The organism is Flavobacterium sp. J49 (assembly GCF_011742145.1).
In the GTDB taxonomy this organism is placed as follows: Bacteria; Bacteroidota; Bacteroidia; order Flavobacteriales; family Flavobacteriaceae; genus Flavobacterium.
In genome coordinates this window covers 255,445-274,516 of sequence record NZ_JAAQQU010000105.1, presented here as the reverse complement: position 1 = coordinate 274,516, position 19,072 = coordinate 255,445, and the positions used below count along the sequence as shown (strand labels likewise).

Annotated in this window: 22 protein-coding genes; 8 read left to right on the top strand and 14 right to left on the bottom strand. The window is 36.1% G+C overall.

Translation table 11 applies throughout. The annotated features are described in order from the left end of the window. The first annotated feature begins 71 nt into the window (after positions 1 to 71). The 8 genes from ccoS (at position 72) to HA632_RS11995 (ending at position 6,553) form a co-directional block, all read left to right on the top strand. On the top strand, positions 72 to 266 hold the full coding sequence (ccoS, locus tag HA632_RS12030; RefSeq protein WP_121313422.1) for a cbb3-type cytochrome oxidase assembly protein CcoS: 195 nt from the start codon (positions 72 to 74) through the stop codon (positions 264 to 266). Positions 267 to 268: 2 nt separating this feature from the next. Next, positions 269 to 2,440 carry a cytochrome-c oxidase, cbb3-type subunit I gene (ccoN, locus tag HA632_RS12025; RefSeq protein ID WP_176307439.1) on the top strand — a complete coding sequence of 724 codons (2,172 nt, stop codon included), beginning with the start codon at positions 269 to 271 and terminating at the stop codon, positions 2,438 to 2,440. Between the two features lie 5 nt (positions 2,441 to 2,445). Continuing rightward, positions 2,446 to 2,613, top strand: coding sequence for a CcoQ/FixQ family Cbb3-type cytochrome c oxidase assembly chaperone (locus HA632_RS12020; protein ID WP_176307438.1), 168 nt, complete (start codon positions 2,446 to 2,448; stop codon positions 2,611 to 2,613). Between the two features lie 24 nt (positions 2,614 to 2,637). Further along, on the top strand, positions 2,638 to 3,576 hold the full coding sequence (locus HA632_RS12015; protein ID WP_176307437.1) for a cbb3-type cytochrome c oxidase N-terminal domain-containing protein: 939 nt from the start codon (positions 2,638 to 2,640) through the stop codon (positions 3,574 to 3,576). A gap of 76 nt (positions 3,577 to 3,652) precedes the next feature. Then, complete coding sequence (gene ccoG / locus HA632_RS12010) at positions 3,653 to 5,074, top strand: cytochrome c oxidase accessory protein CcoG (RefSeq protein ID WP_176307436.1); 1,422 nt, start codon at positions 3,653 to 3,655, stop codon at positions 5,072 to 5,074. A 12-nt stretch (positions 5,075 to 5,086) separates the two neighbouring features. Continuing rightward, on the top strand, positions 5,087 to 5,533 hold the full coding sequence (locus HA632_RS12005; protein ID WP_176307435.1) for a FixH family protein: 447 nt from the start codon (positions 5,087 to 5,089) through the stop codon (positions 5,531 to 5,533). A gap of 20 nt (positions 5,534 to 5,553) precedes the next feature. Next, entirely contained in the window at positions 5,554 to 6,255 is a 702-nt protein-coding gene (locus HA632_RS12000; RefSeq protein ID WP_176307434.1) for a sulfite exporter TauE/SafE family protein, read from the top strand. 67 nt (positions 6,256 to 6,322) lie between these two features. Continuing rightward, positions 6,323 to 6,553: a YdcH family protein gene (locus HA632_RS11995; RefSeq protein WP_176307433.1), complete on the top strand. Its 231-nt coding sequence runs from the start codon at positions 6,323 to 6,325 to the stop codon at positions 6,551 to 6,553. 306 nt (positions 6,554 to 6,859) lie between these two features. Here the strand turns inward: HA632_RS11995 and HA632_RS13920 are convergent, their stop codons facing one another. The 14 genes from HA632_RS13920 to HA632_RS11930 all read right to left on the bottom strand — a co-directional run bounded on the left by HA632_RS13920 (position 6,860) and on the right by HA632_RS11930 (position 18,970). Further along, positions 6,860 to 7,240 (bottom strand): hypothetical protein, encoded by a 381-nt coding sequence (locus HA632_RS13920; protein WP_217902857.1) that lies wholly within the window; start codon positions 7,238 to 7,240, stop codon positions 6,860 to 6,862. Positions 7,241 to 7,244: 4 nt separating this feature from the next. Beyond that, positions 7,245 to 7,541, bottom strand: coding sequence for a hypothetical protein (locus HA632_RS11990; protein WP_176307432.1), 297 nt, complete (start codon positions 7,539 to 7,541; stop codon positions 7,245 to 7,247). Next, positions 7,542 to 8,003 carry a hypothetical protein gene (locus HA632_RS11985; RefSeq protein ID WP_176307431.1) on the bottom strand — a complete coding sequence of 154 codons (462 nt, stop codon included), beginning with the start codon at positions 8,001 to 8,003 and terminating at the stop codon, positions 7,542 to 7,544. It lies immediately after the preceding gene. A 155-nt stretch (positions 8,004 to 8,158) separates the two neighbouring features. Further along, the gene (locus HA632_RS11980) at positions 8,159 to 8,986 is read right to left on the bottom strand and encodes a hypothetical protein (RefSeq protein WP_176307430.1); all 828 of its coding nucleotides are present in this window, start codon (positions 8,984 to 8,986) and stop codon (positions 8,159 to 8,161) included. Between the two features lie 296 nt (positions 8,987 to 9,282). After that, positions 9,283 to 10,002 carry a LytTR family DNA-binding domain-containing protein gene (locus HA632_RS11975; protein WP_176307429.1) on the bottom strand — a complete coding sequence of 240 codons (720 nt, stop codon included), beginning with the start codon at positions 10,000 to 10,002 and terminating at the stop codon, positions 9,283 to 9,285. Positions 10,003 to 10,013: 11 nt separating this feature from the next. After that, on the bottom strand, positions 10,014 to 10,331 hold the full coding sequence (locus HA632_RS11970; RefSeq protein ID WP_176307428.1) for an Hpt domain-containing protein: 318 nt from the start codon (positions 10,329 to 10,331) through the stop codon (positions 10,014 to 10,016). Further along, a complete protein-coding gene (locus HA632_RS11965; protein ID WP_176307427.1) occupies positions 10,318 to 13,020 on the bottom strand; it encodes a PAS domain-containing protein in 2,703 nt (900 codons plus the stop codon). The genes HA632_RS11970 and HA632_RS11965 overlap by 14 nt, the downstream gene beginning before the upstream one ends. A gap of 2 nt (positions 13,021 to 13,022) precedes the next feature. Then, positions 13,023 to 13,568, bottom strand: coding sequence for a heme NO-binding domain-containing protein (locus tag HA632_RS11960; protein WP_176307426.1), 546 nt, complete (start codon positions 13,566 to 13,568; stop codon positions 13,023 to 13,025). Positions 13,569 to 13,572: 4 nt separating this feature from the next. Then, the gene (locus HA632_RS11955; RefSeq protein WP_176307425.1) at positions 13,573 to 13,986 is read right to left on the bottom strand and encodes a response regulator; all 414 of its coding nucleotides are present in this window, start codon (positions 13,984 to 13,986) and stop codon (positions 13,573 to 13,575) included. Positions 13,987 to 14,218: 232 nt separating this feature from the next. Next, positions 14,219 to 14,950 (bottom strand): sulfite exporter TauE/SafE family protein, encoded by a 732-nt coding sequence (locus HA632_RS11950; RefSeq protein ID WP_217902856.1) that lies wholly within the window; start codon positions 14,948 to 14,950, stop codon positions 14,219 to 14,221. A gap of 75 nt (positions 14,951 to 15,025) precedes the next feature. Continuing rightward, positions 15,026 to 15,409, bottom strand: a complete 384-nt coding sequence (locus tag HA632_RS11945; RefSeq protein ID WP_217902855.1) for a hypothetical protein — start codon at positions 15,407 to 15,409, stop codon at positions 15,026 to 15,028. Beyond that, positions 15,400 to 15,867 carry a DUF1572 domain-containing protein gene (locus tag HA632_RS11940; RefSeq protein ID WP_176307424.1) on the bottom strand — a complete coding sequence of 156 codons (468 nt, stop codon included), beginning with the start codon at positions 15,865 to 15,867 and terminating at the stop codon, positions 15,400 to 15,402. The genes HA632_RS11945 and HA632_RS11940 overlap by 10 nt, the downstream gene beginning before the upstream one ends. Before the next feature lie 122 nt (positions 15,868 to 15,989). Continuing rightward, a complete protein-coding gene (gene hemN, locus HA632_RS11935) occupies positions 15,990 to 17,354 on the bottom strand; it encodes an oxygen-independent coproporphyrinogen III oxidase (RefSeq protein ID WP_176307423.1) in 1,365 nt (454 codons plus the stop codon). 71 nt (positions 17,355 to 17,425) lie between these two features. Further along, on the bottom strand, positions 17,426 to 18,970 hold the full coding sequence (locus HA632_RS11930) for a T9SS type A sorting domain-containing protein (protein WP_176307422.1): 1,545 nt from the start codon (positions 18,968 to 18,970) through the stop codon (positions 17,426 to 17,428). Positions 18,971 to 19,072: the final 102 nt, after the last annotated feature.

The window sequence follows — 19,072 nt, the reverse complement described above, 5'->3', positions numbered from 1 at the left end:
TCCGAAGTATGACAAATGTCATATTTTAAGAATAATCGCAGAAGTAATTTTGTCTAACACAAATTAGAGGTATGAGTGTCATTTATATGTTAATCTCGATAAGTATTGTAGTCGCTGTGTTCTTTCTCTACGCTTTTATCAAAGCGGTAAGAGGCGGACAATATGACGACGATTATACACCATCCGTCAGAATGCTTTTTGACGACGAGCTAGTAAAAGAAACTAACAAAAATCAAATTAATATAACCGAAGAAAAACAATTATAATTATGGAAATGCAACAATTTCAGTATGACAACAAAATTGTAAGGAACTTCATTTACGCCAGTATCGTTTTTGGGATAGTGGGGATGTTGGTTGGGCTAATATTAGCATTTATGTTTTTATTTCCCAATGTGACCAGCGGAGTTTCCTTTCTAAGTTTTGGTAGACTAAGACCTTTACACACCAATGCGGTGATTTTCGCGTTTGTGGGTAATGCCATGTTTGCGGGAGTATATTACTCTATGCAACGTTTGTTAAAAGCCAGAATGTTCAGTGACTTATTAAGTAAACTGCACTTTTGGGGTTGGCAATTAATCATAGTAGCCGCGGCGATTACTTTACCGTTGGGCTATACCACTTCTAAAGAATATGCCGAGTTAGAATGGCCGATTGATATCGCTATTGCTTTGATTTGGGTAGTATTCGGTATCAATATGATTGGTACAATTATCAAAAGAAGAGAGCGTCATATTTATGTAGCGATTTGGTTCTACATCGCGACATTTGTTACCGTTGCTGTACTTCACATATTTAACAGTTTTGAATTACCGGTTTCTGCCCTAAAATCTTATTCGGTATATGCCGGAGTACAAGATGCTTTAGTACAATGGTGGTACGGACACAATGCGGTAGCTTTCTTTTTAACCACGCCGTTCTTAGGAATGATGTATTATTTTGTGCCAAAAGCAGCTAATCGTCCTGTTTATTCTTATAGACTTTCTATTATTCACTTCTGGTCTTTGATCTTTATCTACATCTGGGCCGGACCACACCACTTGTTGTACTCTTCATTACCGGATTGGGCACAAAACCTTGGCGTAGTATTCTCAGTAATGTTAATCGCACCGTCTTGGGGTGGTATGATCAACGGATTGTTAACGCTTCGTGGGGTTTGGGATAAAGTGCGTACTGATGCCGTGTTGAAATTCTTCGTAGTAGCGATTACCGGTTATGGTATGGCTACTTTTGAAGGTCCGATGTTGTCTTTGAAAAACGTAAATGCAATTGCCCACTTTACCGACTGGATTATTGCCCACGTACACGTTGGTGCTTTAGCTTGGAACGGATTCTTATCCTTCGGTATGATTTATTGGTTAATCCCAAGAATGACTAAAACCAAATTATATTCTGAAAAATTGGCCAACTTCCACTTCTGGATTGGGACTTTAGGAATTATTTTATATGCATTGCCTATGTATGTAGCCGGATTTACTCAGGCTTCTATGTGGAAACAATTCAAACCGGATGGAACCTTACAATACGGTAACTTCTTAGAAACAGTAACTCAAATTATGCCAATGTACTGGATGCGTGCCATCGGGGGTACTTTGTATTTGGTTGGGGTGATTGTTTTGGTTTACAACATTGTAAAAACCGTAAAACAAGGATCTGCTATTCAAGACGAACCTGCTGAAGCTCCTGCATTGGCAGTAATCAGTCCAAACCGATTGAAAGGGGAAAAATGGCATGCTTGGTTGGAAAGAAAGCCGGTAAGATTCATGGTTTATACTACCATTGCGATTTTAATTGGTGGTTTGATTCAAATCTTGCCAACGATTTTGGTAAAATCTAATATACCAACTATAGCCGCAGTAAAACCATATACTCCGCTTGAACTACAAGGTAGAGATTTGTATATCCGTGAAGGTTGTGTGAGCTGTCACTCTCAAATGATTCGTCCTTTCCGTTCTGAAGTAGAGCGTTATGGTGAGTATTCTAAATCGGGAGAGAATGTATACGATCATCCATTCCTTTGGGGTTCTAAACGTACCGGACCGGATTTAGCGAGAGAAGGTGTTCCGGGCAAACCATTCAACGGAGGTAGAGATGACGTATGGCATTTCAATCACATGTACGACCCACAAAGTATTTCTCCGGGTTCTATCATGCCAAGATACCAATGGTTGATTAAAGATGAATTAGACAATTCAACATTGCAAGCTAAGATGGAAGCGATGGTGACTTTAGGGGTTCCTTATTCTAAAGAAGAAGTAGCCAATGCGGTTAAAATTTCTGAAGAACAAGCCGCCAAAATTGAAGCCAGATTATTGGCAAATGCCGATATCAAAAAAGCTTTCGGAAACGCAACCGTTCCGTTGAAAGACAGAGAGATTGTAGCCTTGATTGCTTATCTTCAGCGATTAGGAACTGATACTCAAGTAAAATCTAAAAAATAAGTGTCATGTTAAAATATGTCAAACACAATTTAGAAACGATTACAGGAGTAGAAATCTACCCTATCATTTCACTGACGATTTTCTTTACGGCTTTTGTCTTGTTCACGGTTTGGGCGATGACTTATAGCAAAGAAACCATCAAAAAAGTAAGCAGCCTTCCGTTAGAAGACTAATAACGCAACATAAAAAGTATAAAAATGAAAAAATTATTTCCATCATACGTAAGAGTTCCGTTGATTTTCGCCATTGTATTCGGCGCCTTGGAATATTTTATTGACTCAGGTGACCGTCCGGCTTTTATCAAGTTCCCTATGGTAGCCTTGTTTTTGGTAGTCTTCTTGTTTTTGTTGGTAGCCATAGAAATTGTGGTTAGTGCAGTAGACAAAGTGACTTACCACATGTTGACCGATGAGCAACGCAAACAGTTAGAAGAAGCCCAAACAGTATCTTTTACAGAGAGCAAATGGGTTCAAAACTTAATGAAGAGTATGACCCGTTCCAAATCTATCGAGCAAGAAGCCGATGTGATGTTAGATCACGATTATGACGGTATCAAAGAGTTAGACAATGTTTTACCACCATGGTGGGTGAATTTATTCTATGCTACGGTTATTTTCGGAGTAATTTATTTGGTAAGATTCCATGTTATGGATGATTACACACAAGCGCAAGAATATGATCAAGAAGTGGCTGCGGCGAATATCGAAATTGAAAAAAACAAACTCAATTCGCCTAAAGAAGAAATCACTTTTGACAAAGTAACTTTATTGACTGATGCGGAAAGTTTGGCCAAAGGAAAAGAAATTTATGCCAATGCCTGTGCTGCTTGTCACAAAGCTGATGGTGGAGGTGTAGTCGGACCAAATTTAACCGATGACCACTGGATTAACGGTGGAGGTATCAAAAACGTCTTTAAGTTGATTGCCGAAGGAAGTAAAAACAACCCAACGATGGTGGGCTGGGCCAAAACATTAGGCACTAAAGAAGTGCAAAATGTAGCCAGTTATGTTTTAAGTTTACAAGGCACAAAACCTGCCGGAGCTAAAGCAGCAGAAGGAGAAAAATGGGTGGAAGAAGCAGCTCCGAGTGCTGATGCAGCTGCAGTAGTCGATAGTACTAAAGTAGCTGTAAAATAGAGAATAAAGAGAGGTTTTGGCCAACGCTCAAAACCTCTCAAAACAAACCGAATTAAATCATTAATTCAAAAACAAGATGGCAACACACAATCCTGATGAAAGTTTTAGAGATAGTATCGCAACTATAGATGAGAAGGGGAAAAGAGCTTTTATTTATCCAAAAAAACCTTCAGGTCCTTTTTTTGATAAACGAAAAGTACTCAGTTATTTTCTGTTGGCCTTTTTGTTATCAGCGCCGTTTATCAAAATCAACGGCAATCAGTTCTTACTTTTTAATGTAGTCGACAGAAGGTTTAACATTTTCAGCTTTCCGTTTTGGCCCCAAGATTTTCACCTTTTTGTAATCTCTATGATTATTGGAGTAGTGGGATTGGCTTTGTTTACGGTGGCATTCGGCCGTATTTTTTGTGGTTGGTTTTGTCCGCAAACTATTTTTATGGAAATGGTTTTCCGTCGTATCGAGTTTTGGATTGACGGTGACAGAGCACAGCAAATGCGCTTGGCAAAACAAGCTTGGGATGCTGAAAAGATTAGAAAGCGTGTGACTAAATGGGTGGTCTTTTTCATCATCTCCTTTATTATTGCCAATGTGTTTTTGGCCTATTTAATCGGAAGTGATGAACTAATCCAATTTATTAAAGAAGGTCCGGCCCATAATGGCAGTACGCTGGTAGCCTTATTAATTTTTACCGCGGTTTTCTATTTCATTTATGCCTGGTTCAGAGAACAAGTTTGTATTATCGCTTGTCCATATGGCAGAATGCAGGGTGTTTTATTGGACAATAAAACCATCAATGTGGCCTATGACCATGTGCGTGGCGAAGGAGAAACCGGCAGGGCCAAATTCAATAAAAATGAAGACAGACAAGCACTAGGCAAAGGCGATTGTATCGATTGCAAAGTTTGCGTGCATGTTTGCCCTACCGGAATTGACATTAGAAACGGAACACAATTAGAATGTATCAACTGTACCGCCTGTATCGATGAATGTGATTCGATTATGGAAAAAGTCGGTTTGCCAAAAGGATTAATTCGCTATGCCAGTGAAGATGAAATTGTAAAGAAAGAACCGTTCAAGCTAACAACCAGAATGAAAGGTTATATAGCGGTTTTGGCCATTTTGATTGGCGTTTTCATCGGAATGTTGTTCTTGAGAAATGAGGTAGAAGCAACAATTTTACATACGCCCGGACAATTATTCCAACACGATGGTGACAAAATCAGTAATATCTATAATTATGATATTATCAATAAAACCGAGAAGGAATTTGATCACGTGACTTTCAAATTGATCGAGCCCAAAGGGGAAATCAAATTGGTTGGCAGTCCGTTTACCAAAGTACCGAAACAAGGCATCAGCAAAGGAACTTTCTTTGTGAAAATTTTAGAAAGTAACTTAAAAGATGAGAAAGTAGAACTAAAAATTGAAATCTACAATAACGATAAATTAATCGAAACAGCAACCACCAATTTTGTTGGTCCGAGAAGTTTCAACTAAAAGATAGGAATTATGAAAATGAATTGGGGAAAAGGAATTGTCATTGCAATAGCACTATTCATGGGCTTCATTTTATACTTTGTGTTCAAAGTACAATCTGACAGTCAATACGATAACGAAATGGTTACCGAGGATTATTACAGAAAAGAAAAACTAGTGCAAAGCAATATTGAAAGCATGCAAAATGCTAATAATCTCAGCGAGAAAGTAGCCATAAATAAAACCGCAGAAGGTATAGCAGTGAATTTTCCTGCCGAACTCGATGCTGCCAAAATAAAAGGAAAAGTATCCCTTTATAGACCGTCAAACCAAAAGCTGGATTTTGAAATCCCTATTTCATTGTCCGCTTCCGATTTGCTCATACCTAAAAACAATCTGGTTGGCGGTCTTTGGGGTATTACTGTTGCTTGGGAATATGAAGGCAAAACTTACTTGAATAAAGAAGAAATCTATTTCTAAAAGGTCTAACATTCTAGAAAATGCTTTACACTGCGCTCATCTTTGGCTTAGTTTCCAGTTTACATTGCATAGGCATGTGTGGACCCATAGCCATGATGTTACCGGTAGACAGAAACAATCCGACTAAAAAAGCATTGCAAATTTTATTGTATCACTCCGGAAGATTGACTTCCTATGCTACTTTAGGTTTGCTTTTCGGATTATTAGGCAAAGGATTGTATCTCGCCGGAATGCAACAACGATTTTCTATTGTGCTGGGTATTTTGATGATTTTAATAGCCATTATTCCTGAAAGGATTTTTGCCCAATATAATTTCTCCAAACCCATTTACAAAGTCATTACTAGAGTAAAAAGCAGTCTGGGTAACCAATTCAAACGCAAATCACCGGATGCTTTTTTTACAATAGGGATATTTAATGGTTTGTTGCCTTGCGGATTGGTTTACGCTGCACTCTTTGGAGCCATAGCCATGCAGAACGTTCCTTTAGGTGTCACTTATATGTTGCTTTACGGCATAGGCACTATTCCGTTGATGAGCGCCGTGGTTTATGTGAGCGGCATTTTGTCTTTGCCTTTTAGAAACAAATTGCAGAAAGTAGTACCTTTAATAACCGTTATCATCGGATTGTTATTTGTACTTAGAGGCATGGGTTTAGACATCGCTTATGTTTCACCAAGCCATATGAACTTATTTGTGCAGGCTGAAGCCAATTGTCATTAGGATATAACAAGGCTGAAATACAAGGACAAAGTTAATTTTTAAACAAATAATATAAAAAACACTAACCATGGAAAAACACGATTTACTACACGAATTCCCTGAACATAAAGAAAGAATTCACGAACTGAAAATTTCAGATGCTCATTTCAGAACACTTTTTGATGAGTACCATGAGATAGAGCACCAAATTCACCGAATCAACATGGGCTCAGAGATTGCCAATGATAACTTTATGCATGAACTGAAAGCCAAGTTGCTATTCTTGAAAGACGAAATTTACGCCCATTTGAATAAATAAATTAAAGTTAGTTGAGTTAATGACCACGTCGAAAGGCGTGGTTTTTTATTCGGACAGCATTTGGCTTTAATGAAAATGTGAATTTTAACTGGTTTATTAGTTGTCAATAAATATGAATATAAAAACCAAGCCGTCCTATAAAAAGACGGCTTGATAATCTATCAAAAATATGAACTACAATTCCAGCCCAATTATGGAAAGTAGTTTTCCGATCTTATCTTTTAAAATCAGATAAGTATGAAAAAAAAAAAAACAGACTTCCAACAAAGTTAAATTTATTGCTTTAAAATTTTACTAATAGAATGCTCAGGTGAGTTGATTGGAATGTCTGTTTTCTGTATAGTTATTATTTAATTTCTTGTTTATAAACTTAACGATGTCTGTTTTGCTCAATTCCAGATTTATAAGATGTACGTCTTGTAAATTTTGGAAGTGTTCTTTAAATCTATTTTGTGTAATCCCCAGAAATAAATTAATCCCTTTGTTAGAAGAATAAATTTTTGTAAAAAAGTGAACATCTTCCGTTTCGTTTACCATAAAAATTATATAATCAAAGTAGAATAAATCTAATCTATTCAGAATAATATTTTTTGTGGTTATAACTACTTCGTACTCTTTTTTAAAAATTTTATCAAAATATATTCCGTACCCCAACGAACGATCATAAATTAATATTTTTTCCTTCATTGTATTAGGCTGATAATTTTAATTTCCTTTTAATTATTTCTTCTTTTAATTCGAGTGCCAGTGCTAGTTTTTCTTCAGTAAAAGAAAATTCAATTTGCTTATCGTTTTTTAGGAATATTACAAAAGTGTATTTATCTCCAAACAGTGGTTTAAAAAACTTTTGAAAGTTTCTTTTTCTCTTATAAATAGAAACAAAAGTGATATGCTCTAAAAACACAGTTTTTACCTCGGAGCAAAACACAGTCAGATTTCTTCTTTCAAGTAATCCTAATGGAGGGTAATATACACTTACAGCGGTCATTTATACTGCTCTGATTAATGAGTTCTCTTTATTAATGTTATTTCTTATTCTGGTCACAAGTTCCAATCCATCCTCACAGTACTCTGAATTGATGTTGGTTGTGATGATGTTGTTATTTATAGTGGTAATTATGATTTTGTAATTATTGAACTTAATTAAAAAAGCCAGCAACACAGCAACTACAGCAGTTGAGTATCCTATTACCTTAAAGTCTAAAGGAATAATTTTGTCTGTAAGTGCTAGCATGGCAATTAAAAACAATCCAATTGACAATAAGAAAATGTTGCTTGTTAAAGCTTTCTCTTTTTTAAAATATATATTCCTAATTAAGCTTAACTCCAGTCTGACTAAACAATCTTTCTTATTAATGTATATGGAATTGTCATATATTAAACCTACAGCGTTATAATAATCAACAGGTGAATTTTGGTTATGCGATATTAATATTTCATTTGATTTCATAGATATAACAAATGTAAAATTTATTAAATTTTATTTTTTTTTTATTCGACGAATAACGGGTTTGTTGGGTTGAGATGTTTTAAATTACAGATGAATTGTCAACATGTTCTTGTTAATGAAACTTGTATTCAAAACTTAGGGATGAAATACATCTTTTAATTGTAATGCAACCATTTTTTGGAAACCATAATTCCCTCTTTTGTAACGGCTCTAATGATTATCGGTTGATGATTGATTTTCAAATTTGTTACCGTTAATTGTGTAGCATTTACATTGTAATTTTGATAAATAATTTGACCGTTCAAATTGAAGATTGCCACACTTTCCAGTACAGTGTCACCGGTTTTGATAGAGATATTATCCTGGTTTTGTAAAATTACTAAATTATTGGCGGTAAACACATTATTTAGTCCTAAGCTGTTAGTCTCATAAGGGTTGTGGAATACCAATTTGAAACGATCATTAAAAATACCTATGGCACTGCTAAATGTATAATTAGAGGTTTTTAAATTGGTGTAAACATTGGTTTGAGTATCCAAAATATAAACGGGTTGTGAACTGTTTAAAAAGAAACCGTCAACATGGTCCAAAGCAAAAGTAAAGTTACCATTATAATTGGTCATAAAACTCAAAGGAATAATGTCATTCGGGTCGTAATTAAGACCTCTGAATTGAATAGTGTACCTGTCGGCTCCAATTAAAGAAGTCAGAGCTATTGCACCGTCATTAAAATAGGCGCCATCTAAACCCGGATCATATCCATCGGTGGCACCGGTTCTGTATCCAAAAAGGGTTTGAGAAAATGCTCCGGTTGAACTGTCTGTGACATTTATCCAAACACGGTGTCTTTCAATAGTTAGTTTGGAAGTACTTGTAGAGAAGAAATTGGCAGCTTCAAGATTTTTAGTCATAAAAGTCATGACAATCAACAAAAACCACATTGGGGTGGTAGTGTTTACTATGCTGTCTGTTATTTTTTTCATGATACTTGTTTTTGTATTTTTAATAGATTTACGGTATTTATGATACAAATATCAGTAAGGTTTTCCGGCTATTTTTAAAAATTAGATGAACCACCATTCATCTTTAGATAAAGTGTGTTTAAATATAGATAAGCGGTATAAAATACTATCAAATGCATATTTGTTCGACAAAACGCATTATTTTTTTTAAAAACAAAACCATTTATCGATTTGGGTGAATTTCTTTAAATCAAAAAAAAACCTCTTTAGAAATTTAATTCCTAAAGAGGTTTACACCAGTAAATCGGTTTAACGCATCATAGTAAAAGCACACGTTTCATAAGCTCAGGTCTGTTTCTTCGGCTTATCGGAATTACATCTTTTCCTATCAAGACACTGTTGTCTTCTATGTCAATTATTTTTTTAGTATTGATAAGGTAGGAACGATGCCCTTTAAAGAACAAATCTTTAGGTAGTTTGCTTTCGATTCTCTTTAATGTATTGTGTATGGTGTAATTGCTGGTTTCTGTTTTTAAATAAACATAGTCTCCTTTGGCCATAAAATACAAGATTGTATTGACGTCAATCTTAATCAGACGGTTACTTTTGTTGATGTAGAATTCTCTGTAGCTATCAGAATCAACTCTATTCTCGATTTCTTGTTGACTTTTTTGGATTCTTCCATCCAGTTCTTTTAATCTAAGCATGGTCTTTTCAAAACGTTCTTCCGTAATGGGTTTTACCAAATAATCAACAACGCAATCATATTCAAAAGCATCTATGGCAAAGTTCTTGTCCGAGGTGACTAAAATTACTTTTACAGAGTGCTTGATGGTATTGATAAAATCAAACCCATTAAAATCAGGCATGTGAATGTCAAGGAAAATCAAATCCACTTTATTTTTGTTCAGATATTTCAGCGCATCAATGGCATTAGAAAATTCAGCAACTATGTTTAAGTAGGATTTTGTAGAAACCAATTCAGTGATTATGGTTCTAGCCATCATCTCATCGTCAATGATAATACAGTTTTTCATATGTAGTTTTTTTACAATAATTTTATAAATTGGTTGATAGTAGTTAGTGTTTCTTCAAAAGCTGATTGCGATTCTGTCAAACCTTCCCTCAGGTTTTTTTCGTATTCTTCAGCAACATGATACCCTTTTTCCATTCCTAATACGCCTATTTTGTGTTTGAGTTTGTGAACAGATTCGGCTGCTTTTTCCCATTCTTTTAGGGTTATGCAGTTAAAATAAAAATCTATTTCTAAAGGCAACTCATGTTTGATTACCTCAATAAGTTTTTGCTTAAAAGAGTCGTTATTGTTTGATAACTTAATGAAATAATCAATATTAGGTTGTTCCATATTCTTTTGGTAGTTGTATAAAAAAGGTCGTTCCGATGCCTACTTTGCTTTCAATCCATATCTTGCCATTGTATTTTTCTACAATTTTTTTAACAATAGACAACCCAATACCGGTTGATTTGTTATTGGGAGAATAGGATTCAAACAGATGAAAAATTTTACTTTGGTATTTCTCTGATATACCGGGGCCATTGTCTTGTACCGAAAAAATATACGCTTCTTCATTTTCACTGTAATCAATGACAACCATTCCTTCTTTTTTGTCATTGTGAATAATGGCATTACTGATTAAGTTTTGAAACAATTGTTGCATTCTGAAACGGTTCGCTTTTTTAACGGGCAACTTATGGGCAATTGTGACTTTTGTATTTTTGGGAATGTGAATGATTTGAATGATGTTGTCAATGATTTCATTCAAGTCAATTAATTCGTCTGTTTTTTCAAAAGAATCAATTTTAGAATAGGTTAGGATGCCATCGATGAGGTAGTCCATTTTTTCAACCTTCTCTTCAATTAAAGCAATGTACTCGTTGGTTTGATTGCTCAACATGTTCTTTTCTTCGTCTTTTATCCAAGTAATTAAGGTGTGTATACTTCGCAGAGGCGATTTTAAATCGTGGGATACAATTTGGGCATATTCATTGAGGCTTTCGTTTTGTTTTTCCAAACTTTTCAACAAAGCTTCTTTTTGTAATTCTAATTTTTTCTGTTCTGTAATGTCAAAATGAATCCCTATACTACCTACGAGTTCACCGTTTAGATTGTAATTTGGTGCTCCGCTGATCAACCAATATCTTTCTTCATTGGACTTTATTTTAACCTTTATTTCATAAGAATCTGAAATTCCCTTAGCCCGAACTGCTGTTTTAGTATCGATGATTTGTTTGGATTTTGGGTCTAAAAAGAGCTCTGCTGCTTTAACTCCGATGAGTTCTTCTGATGAAAAGCCGCTCATTTCTGAGAATGATTGGTTGACGAATTTGATATTGTCGTTTATATCCACTTCTATCAATCCCATATTCATATTGGTGATGATGTTGCTGTATTTTTCTCTTTCTGCTTCAAGACTTTGCTCGTATTTTTTCTGAATAGTAACATCATCGTAGCTCCACAAGTGTCCATCGTATTTATTACCACGATAAATCGGAATAAAGCTTCGCTGGATGATTCTACCGTCTACCATTTCAATTTCTTCGGCTATGACAGTGCTTTTTTGTCTTAAAATTTCGTCAATTCGTGCTAAAAAACTATCCGGATTTTTAAACAAGAATTTGGATTGTTCTGCCGCTTTTGAGCAATCGATTCCTTTCATTCTTTCAGGTTCAAGGCCAATTCCGAATAAGTCGCAGAATCGCTTGTTGACCAAGAGGATTTTCCGATTAACATCTTCGAGTAAAATGCCCGACTGAAGATTAATAATCAAGGAGTACAAACGGTTTTCAGATTCAATGAGTTGTTGTTTGAATTCCTTCTCTAATGAAATATCTTCTTGTATGGTAAAATATTTCAAGACCTTGCCGTTTTCATCGTTCAGCGCTCTACCTTGAACACGGGACCAATATTTATTTTTGGATTTTTTGTAATTAATGATGTCACAATTAAAAGGAAGACCATTTTTCATTTGCTCTCCTAAATAGGCCACCGTTTTTTTATCGGTTTCCGGACCTTCTAAAATCTTTTTAATTTTTTTACCTATGACTTCTTCTAAGGTGTATTCGGTAATTTCGGTAAAACTGTCATTAATCCATTCAATGCGTCCCTTTTCGTCACAAATAATCACCGCGCTGGTATTCTTTTCTGCTATTGATGACAGTAATCTGAGTTTTTCTTCCTGCTCTTTTTCCAGTGTAACATCTTCAATAATAGCAAAGTAGTGTATTATTTGACCCGCTTCATCTCTAACCGGTTGCTTGGTTGTTTTGTACCAGAAGGTTTTGCGGTCTTTAATAAGGGTGGCTTTTTCGCCTTCAAAAATTTTCCCTTCTTCAAAGCCGCGGAGCACTTCTTTTATCTTGTCTTCCTCAGTTATTTTGCATGGCCCAAAATCTAAGATGAATTGACCAATTACTTCTTCATTGGTGAGCGATACAATTTTTAAATAAGCGTTATTACACCACAAAATTTTACCGCCGGGGGTAAACAAAACCACACCGTTTTTGTTAGCACTCGCTACTAAGGAGAGTTTATTGAGTTCTTCTTTGTCTTTTTTTAGCGTCTTTCGTTGTTCGTTTACGGTTTCTAAAAGCTCTTTGAGTTCTTTATAGTTAATTTCTTGATTCTTGGAAATGTGTAATATATCCAGTATAGGGTCATGATACGCAAAGTCGTTGAGTGTAAGGTTTTTATCTGTAACTTCATTCATCGAGTTAAACCAAGGTGATCCTATAAACAAGAAGTTGTTGTCTAATTTTTCAAATTGACCTCTCAAAGTCACTTTATCCGAATCTTTTGTAGTAATAACGATTAAATGGTCGGTGTTTTTATGAAAGTTTTCCGGAGTAATATTGTCCACATGAGGTCTAACAATAGTGAAAATAGAGTCAAACGGAGTTCCTTCCGTTAACCCTGTAATAATTTTGGGGATATTTTTCCCAAAACTTATAATTTGTAAATGCTCATTTAATAAAATATAAAATGGAAATATTTTATTAAAAAGAGACGTGCTTAAATTGAACCCGTTTTTTTTCACTGTTATTTCCAACTTATTTTAAAAACTTCGTTATTATCACCTTTTTGTCTTGTTTTGAGTAACTCAATTTCTATTTCAGTTTTAAACATAATCCCCAAACCTTGGATCAAACCTCTGACAAATTCTTGTAGACCTTCTCTTTTTGAAAAGTAATGCAATTGCAGGCTGTTTTGTTCAATATCACTGATCTTGAATTCCGGTGGTGTTAATTTTGGAAACAACAACATCACTCTGTTGTGAAACAGCGGTAGATTGATTAAAAAATCCCTAAGATTATTTCCACCGGTCTCCATGAGTCCCGAATATTTGTCTTTGGTCGTTTTAATAATCCACCATTCTCCGAAACTGTACAATACGGATTCCAGACTCATGTCCATTTCCATTGCGATGGCATTGACCAATTTAAAGGTAATGTCATCATCATAGGGTTCGCTGCTGATGAAATAATTATGTTCAATTCCGCTTTTATCCAATATTACATTCCATTTTTCAGCCCCAAAATTACTTTTGACTAAATCTTCAATGGATTTATTTATTATCCCGTACATACAATTAAGCCTTAATTAATACATTCTCACACCAATATTCTAACACTTTTTTTATCCTACTAACATAATCCTCATATTTTAATGGCTTTAAAATGTAACCGGCTATACCAATTTTATAACATTCTGTAATGTCTTTTGGATTGTATGAAGTGGTTAGCACTATGGCGGGAATGTATTTCAATATTTCATCTTCTTTTAGAGATGATAAAAATTCTACTCCGTTTACCTTGGGCATATTTAAATCTAATACAATGATATCCGGAAGTTGTTTGGTAATTTTTAAAATGTCCATGGCTTCTTCACCATTTTTGGATTCAATAATTTGATGTTTTTCCCCAAGTGTTTCAATCACTTTGATAAATTTCATCACTTCTATAGTATCATCTTCAATGAGAAGGATCTTTAGAGTTTTTTTCATAGGAATGTTGAAGTTTAACAAGTACTCAAAATTAATTTAAAATACTTTTTTTGTTGCTTAATTTAGTCAAAATATCAATAACAATAGACAATCGGTTGTTAAAAATATATAATCGGTTGTAAATAATAGTTTAATTGATTTGAATAAAACGCATAAAAACAGTTTTATCTTATAATTTCAGCAAGTGTAGAATTAAGCTATTCTTGCCTTTTTTATCTTATTACACTATGTTCTATAGCTTTTGAATGACACTGAATGCTGTAATCAATCCGGTGATGAGTATCAAAACTAAGACAATTTTTTTGAATTGCGCTTCCGATATTTTTTCCAATATTTTTTTACCAATATAGGTCCCGATGATACTCACTACAAATAATATCGGAATCAGATACAAATCGTCTTTGTGTATAAAACCATTGAGTCCGTAAACCACGGTTCGGCTTCCGTCAATGGCCAAATCGATAACCGCAGAAGTAGCAATAAAGACCTGCATTTTCAGGTTAAAAGCCGCCAAAGTCATGCCGCGAATGGCACCACCGGTCCCTATTAATCCCGCTATGAAACCGGAAGCAATGCCACCGGATACACTATTGAAAGTAGTTGGTTTTATCACTATCGTTTTAAAAATCAAAAAGAAAAGACTCAATCCAATCAGAAAAACAGCCAATCCCATTTCGAGCCATTTGGAATCAATAAACCGACTCAGATAAGCACCCAATACCACAAAAACCACCGCCGGAATTCCCAAACTCACGATGAGTTTCTTATCAACGCCTTGCCTGAAAAAACCAATTTTGGTGAGATTACTCAACACATGAAACATAGCAGTAACCCCTAAAACCGAATGAAAATCAAGAAAATAACTTGCTATTGGTACAAAAAACAGCGAAGAGCCAAAGCCTCCCACAGTGCCCAAGATTTCTGCCAATAGGGCTAAAAGTATAAAGTAAATGAGGTAATCCAAGAGAAGGCGATTTAGTATTTAAAGATACAGAAAAAAACATCCGAATAGCAGGAAAGGAAATAGGGTGTCAGTTTTTTATGGAAACATTTTATAAAAAAGATATGGTGCCACAGTAACCCAAATAGGGATAAGTATCCAAATACGCCCTTTAAAAACGTTATAATCTTGTAGCAATAATTCCCATGATTGACCTCTCATCAGTCCGAGCCCAAATTCAAACAGTAAAGTCAGGACCAACCAAAGCAAGCCAATTTGCATCGATTGGGTGGCGGAGTTTGGCGGGTATTTTTTTAAAACGGCTGTAATGTAAAAACCAAAAAGGATAATGAGTGACACCGTTGAAACTTGGTGCCCTGTCAGCTCTCCGGTATGCTTTTTATACCATAAATCACGCGCACTACCGTTTAAAACCGCTATAAAAATCATTGGCAACCATAAAAGAAAATATTTTAACAACATGTCAATCTCTTTTTGATGAGTGTAATTTGGCCTAAATGATAATAGCTATGCTCAATCATCGCCTCAATATTGCGTTCATAGGTTCCGTATTTTTCCTCGACAAAGGCGCCTTTCAATTGGGCTTCGGGCATTTGTTCAACCAAAGTGGCGAATTCTTCGGCGTCATTCCAAAATTGGACCAAAAATGCATCCCAATCCTTTTGTGAAGTAATCGCAGGAAAATCAAAACTATAGCGGTCTTTGATGTCCAATGTTCCACCCCGAAATACTTGGTTCAATCCCTTTATGTAATAATGAATGTGTTGGGCCAAATCCGCTATGGTATTCAAAGTATCCAACTTAGCGGTGACCATTTGCCAATCGGTATTGTCTAATTGTGCTTTAAAATTGGTATTGGCCACCCAAGTGCCGTTTAAAATGACTTCTTTGAATCTGTTCGAAATTTCTAATGGTTTCATCGTGTGGGTATTTTTTGCCTTAGCTAAAATACTAAAAATGCCTTACAGACTGAATGCAAGAGCACTATTTTATTAAGGGAAAGCAATAAGAAGTAAACAGACTACCTAAAACTCGCAACGACCTAAACCGTCATTGAAAACAATTGTGTCTGTGGCGTTTTGCGCTTCAATCGCAAGTCGAATGCCATACAAATGTTGCGCACAAAAGCTTTGCCTTTTTCGGTTACCACTAAACCGTTGGGTTTGATTTGGAGCAAACCGTCAAGCTCCATTTCGTGGAGTTGTTCCAATACTTCGGGTAGTTCTTCAAAGTACAAATCGTCGTTTTGCCAAGAAGTGTTGAATTGACACATCAAATTCAAAATATGTCGGCGGATGATTAAATCTTCCTCAGTCAAAACATGACCGCGATATACCGGTAATTCGTTTTGCGCCAGGCGCGCGTAATAAGTTTCCAGCTCTTTTTCGTTTTGGGCAAAAGCATACCAACTGTCGCTGATAGAAGAAACACCCAAACCAATCATCAATTGGGTTTTAGAAGCAGTGTAGCCCATAAAATTTCGGTGCAGTTTTCCGGCTTTGAAAGCGTGGTACATGGCATCGTCTTCCAAGGCAAAGTGATCCATTCCAATTTCGTGATAACCTTTTTTGGCTAAAAGGGTTTTCCCAACTTCATATAACTTGCGTTTTTCATCATCTTTTGGTACATCTTCGTCTTTAAAACCGCGTTGGCCGTTGCCTTTAATCCAAGGCACATGCGCATAGCTGTAAAACGCCAATCGGTTAGGGGAGAGCGAATTGGTTTTTTCGATGGTGTCAATAACGTTATCTAAAGTTTGAAACGGCAATCCAAAAACCAAATCATGTGAGATGGAAGTATAGCCTATTTCTTTGGCCCAAAAAGTTACTTTGGCCACATTGTGAAACGGTTGATGTCTGTGAATTGCAATTTGTACTTTTTCGCTGTAATCCTGCACGCCAAAACTCACCCGACGGAATCCTAAATTATAGAGTTTTTGCAAATGTTCTCGTGTAGTATTGTTGGGATGACCTTCAAAACTGAATTCGTATTCAGTTGCTTTTTCGGCTTTGCTGAGAATGCCGGTAATTAATTGCTCTAAATGTTCCGGAGAAAAAAAGGTAGGTGTGCCACCGCCCAAATGAATTTCTTTGATAAGGGGTTTGGCCGGAAACAAATCGCAGTACAGTTGCCATTCTTTTAAAACGGCTTCTATATAGGGATTTTCTACTTCGTGTCGCTTGGTAATTCTTTTGTGGCAACCGCAAAACGTACACAAGCTTTCACAAAACGGCAAGTGAATATACAAACTAATGCCTTCCGTAGCATTACTCTCATTAAAACTTCGAATAAATGTTTCCTTCCATTGATTATCGGAAAAAGAGGCCTCATCCCAATAAGGAACTGTAGGATAGCTGGTGTATCTCGGACCGGGAACGTTATATTTTTGGACTAATGAAACTGACATAATACTACTTTACAAGGACAAAAGTAGTGCTAGTTTTTTCTAATAAAAATGACAATTGTCATATCGCCTCATTAATCCTTTACTATTTTGATTGCTTGTTGGTTGAGTCGCAGCAAATAGGTTCCGATGGCAATATCGCTTACACTGAGTTGTGTTTCATCAGCAGTGATATCAAAGCTTTTCAATTTTTGTCCCAACAGTGTGAACAATTCCGCTTTACCGCGATAACCGGGAGAAGATAACGTCACAAAATCTTGGACAGGATTCGGATAAACCAATGCTGTACGGAATTCGTTTGCGGGAATGGACAAAGTGGTTTGATTTAGTTTGGCCAAAAAAGGATAGTACTGAAAGTTAACCGTTCCGGCTTGCCAAGTGTCAAAAGTAACAATGTTATTAGCCATGCCCGATACAACAACGCTTCCATCCGGCAAAACACTTATGCCATCAGAGCGGTCCTCCGAATTGCCACCGGCAGTTTTGGCCCAAAGCACAGTGCCTTGCGGAGAATATTTTAAAATTAAAACATCACTGTTAAAGCCCATTTGAGGTTGCGAACTAATATTGGCATTCCATTGGATAGCGCCTTGCGTTTTTCCGGCCATATAAATATTGCCTTGCGGGTCTAAAGTTAAGAAGTTACGCAGCCCAATTTCGGCACCACCAGTACCCGGAACTTCTTTTACCCATTGCACGGTACCGGTTGAATTGAACTTCGCCAAAAAGAAATCATAATTGTTAACCGGACCTTCAGTGGTTATGCCATCAATAGAAAAACCATCAAACAAGTGGGAACTGAAATACACTTCATCTGGTGTACGCGCTACAACCATGGGTTCCGGACAAGTAATGTCTTCTACATAATGCATCCATTGCATTTGTCCTGCCGGATTGTATTTTACCAAATAAATATTGTATAAAAAAGGCGCCGGCATATTGGTCCCGTTGAAGTTGGCGCTTATTTCGGCGCAAGAACCGGCAGCATAAATATTGCCTTCAGAATCAACACTGACGGCACTAATGAGTTTTACTTCGGTTTGCGTGATGAGTTGCAGTGTATTGCCATTGGCATCCAGTTTTTCGATAAAGGAATTCTGGTAATCATCATATCCGATATAAACGTTTTGCTGACTGTCGATACTAATCGCATTAAAGTGTTGGGTCCACTCACCCGGAATCACTTTGTGCCATAGCAGTTCTCCATTGGCATTGAATTTTAATAAAAGAGGATTCACGCTTTGCAAATTGGTGGTCAAACTAAAATTATCGATAGTAATAGAAGTCAGATACCCTACAGCCATATAAAGATTTCCGGCATTATCGGTCGCCAATTTATAAGCGTGTACGTTGCCGTTGATATTTTTGGTGGCAACCAAAGTGCCGTTGGTGTCATATTTAAGCAAAGCCAAATTGCCGAAAATATCCGTATAAGGAGTTGCATTGTCTTTAAAACCGCAGAGATAAGTATTGCCTAAATGATCTGAAGCTGTGGGATAACTGATCATGCCCGGATTCATATTAAAAGTGATACTTGGTGTACGCAGCCATCCAAAAGTTTGGGCATGTAATCCCAGTTGACATAAGAGCAAAATTGGGAGTAAATAATTCTTTTTCATGATTTTATTTTTGATGATTGATAGGCCAAAGGTACAGAAAACGTTAAAAAGTTGGTTGTTTTTTAGGTTGACATCTGGTAAACACGGCTAAGTAAATTTAAC

Excerpts from the sequence above, each read along its gene's own strand:
- ccoS (WP_121313422.1), top strand. The coding sequence starts at position 72 with ATGAGTGTCATTTATATGTTAATCTCGATAAGTATTGTAGTCGCTGTG.
- ccoN (WP_176307439.1), top strand. The coding sequence starts at position 269 with ATGGAAATGCAACAATTTCAGTATGACAACAAAATTGTAAGGAACTTC.
- HA632_RS12020 (WP_176307438.1), top strand. The coding sequence starts at position 2,446 with ATGTTAAAATATGTCAAACACAATTTAGAAACGATTACAGGAGTAGAA.
- HA632_RS12015 (WP_176307437.1), top strand. The coding sequence starts at position 2,638 with ATGAAAAAATTATTTCCATCATACGTAAGAGTTCCGTTGATTTTCGCC.
- ccoG (WP_176307436.1), top strand. The coding sequence starts at position 3,653 with ATGGCAACACACAATCCTGATGAAAGTTTTAGAGATAGTATCGCAACT.
- HA632_RS12005 (WP_176307435.1), top strand. The coding sequence starts at position 5,087 with ATGAAAATGAATTGGGGAAAAGGAATTGTCATTGCAATAGCACTATTC.
- HA632_RS12000 (WP_176307434.1), top strand. The coding sequence starts at position 5,554 with ATGCTTTACACTGCGCTCATCTTTGGCTTAGTTTCCAGTTTACATTGC.
- HA632_RS11995 (WP_176307433.1), top strand. The coding sequence starts at position 6,323 with ATGGAAAAACACGATTTACTACACGAATTCCCTGAACATAAAGAAAGA.
- HA632_RS13920 (WP_217902857.1), bottom strand. The coding sequence starts at position 7,240 with ATGAAGGAAAAAATATTAATTTATGATCGTTCGTTGGGGTACGGAATA.
- HA632_RS11990 (WP_176307432.1), bottom strand. The coding sequence starts at position 7,541 with ATGACCGCTGTAAGTGTATATTACCCTCCATTAGGATTACTTGAAAGA.
- HA632_RS11985 (WP_176307431.1), bottom strand. The coding sequence starts at position 8,003 with ATGAAATCAAATGAAATATTAATATCGCATAACCAAAATTCACCTGTT.
- HA632_RS11980 (WP_176307430.1), bottom strand. The coding sequence starts at position 8,986 with ATGAAAAAAATAACAGACAGCATAGTAAACACTACCACCCCAATGTGG.
- HA632_RS11975 (WP_176307429.1), bottom strand. The coding sequence starts at position 10,002 with ATGAAAAACTGTATTATCATTGACGATGAGATGATGGCTAGAACCATA.
- HA632_RS11970 (WP_176307428.1), bottom strand. The coding sequence starts at position 10,331 with ATGGAACAACCTAATATTGATTATTTCATTAAGTTATCAAACAATAAC.
- HA632_RS11960 (WP_176307426.1), bottom strand. The coding sequence starts at position 13,568 with ATGTACGGGATAATAAATAAATCCATTGAAGATTTAGTCAAAAGTAAT.
- HA632_RS11955 (WP_176307425.1), bottom strand. The coding sequence starts at position 13,986 with ATGAAAAAAACTCTAAAGATCCTTCTCATTGAAGATGATACTATAGAA.
- HA632_RS11945 (WP_217902855.1), bottom strand. The coding sequence starts at position 15,409 with ATGTTGTTAAAATATTTTCTTTTATGGTTGCCAATGATTTTTATAGCG.
- HA632_RS11940 (WP_176307424.1), bottom strand. The coding sequence starts at position 15,867 with ATGAAACCATTAGAAATTTCGAACAGATTCAAAGAAGTCATTTTAAAC.
- hemN (WP_176307423.1), bottom strand. The coding sequence starts at position 17,354 with ATGTCAGTTTCATTAGTCCAAAAATATAACGTTCCCGGTCCGAGATAC.
- HA632_RS11930 (WP_176307422.1), bottom strand. The coding sequence starts at position 18,970 with ATGAAAAAGAATTATTTACTCCCAATTTTGCTCTTATGTCAACTGGGA.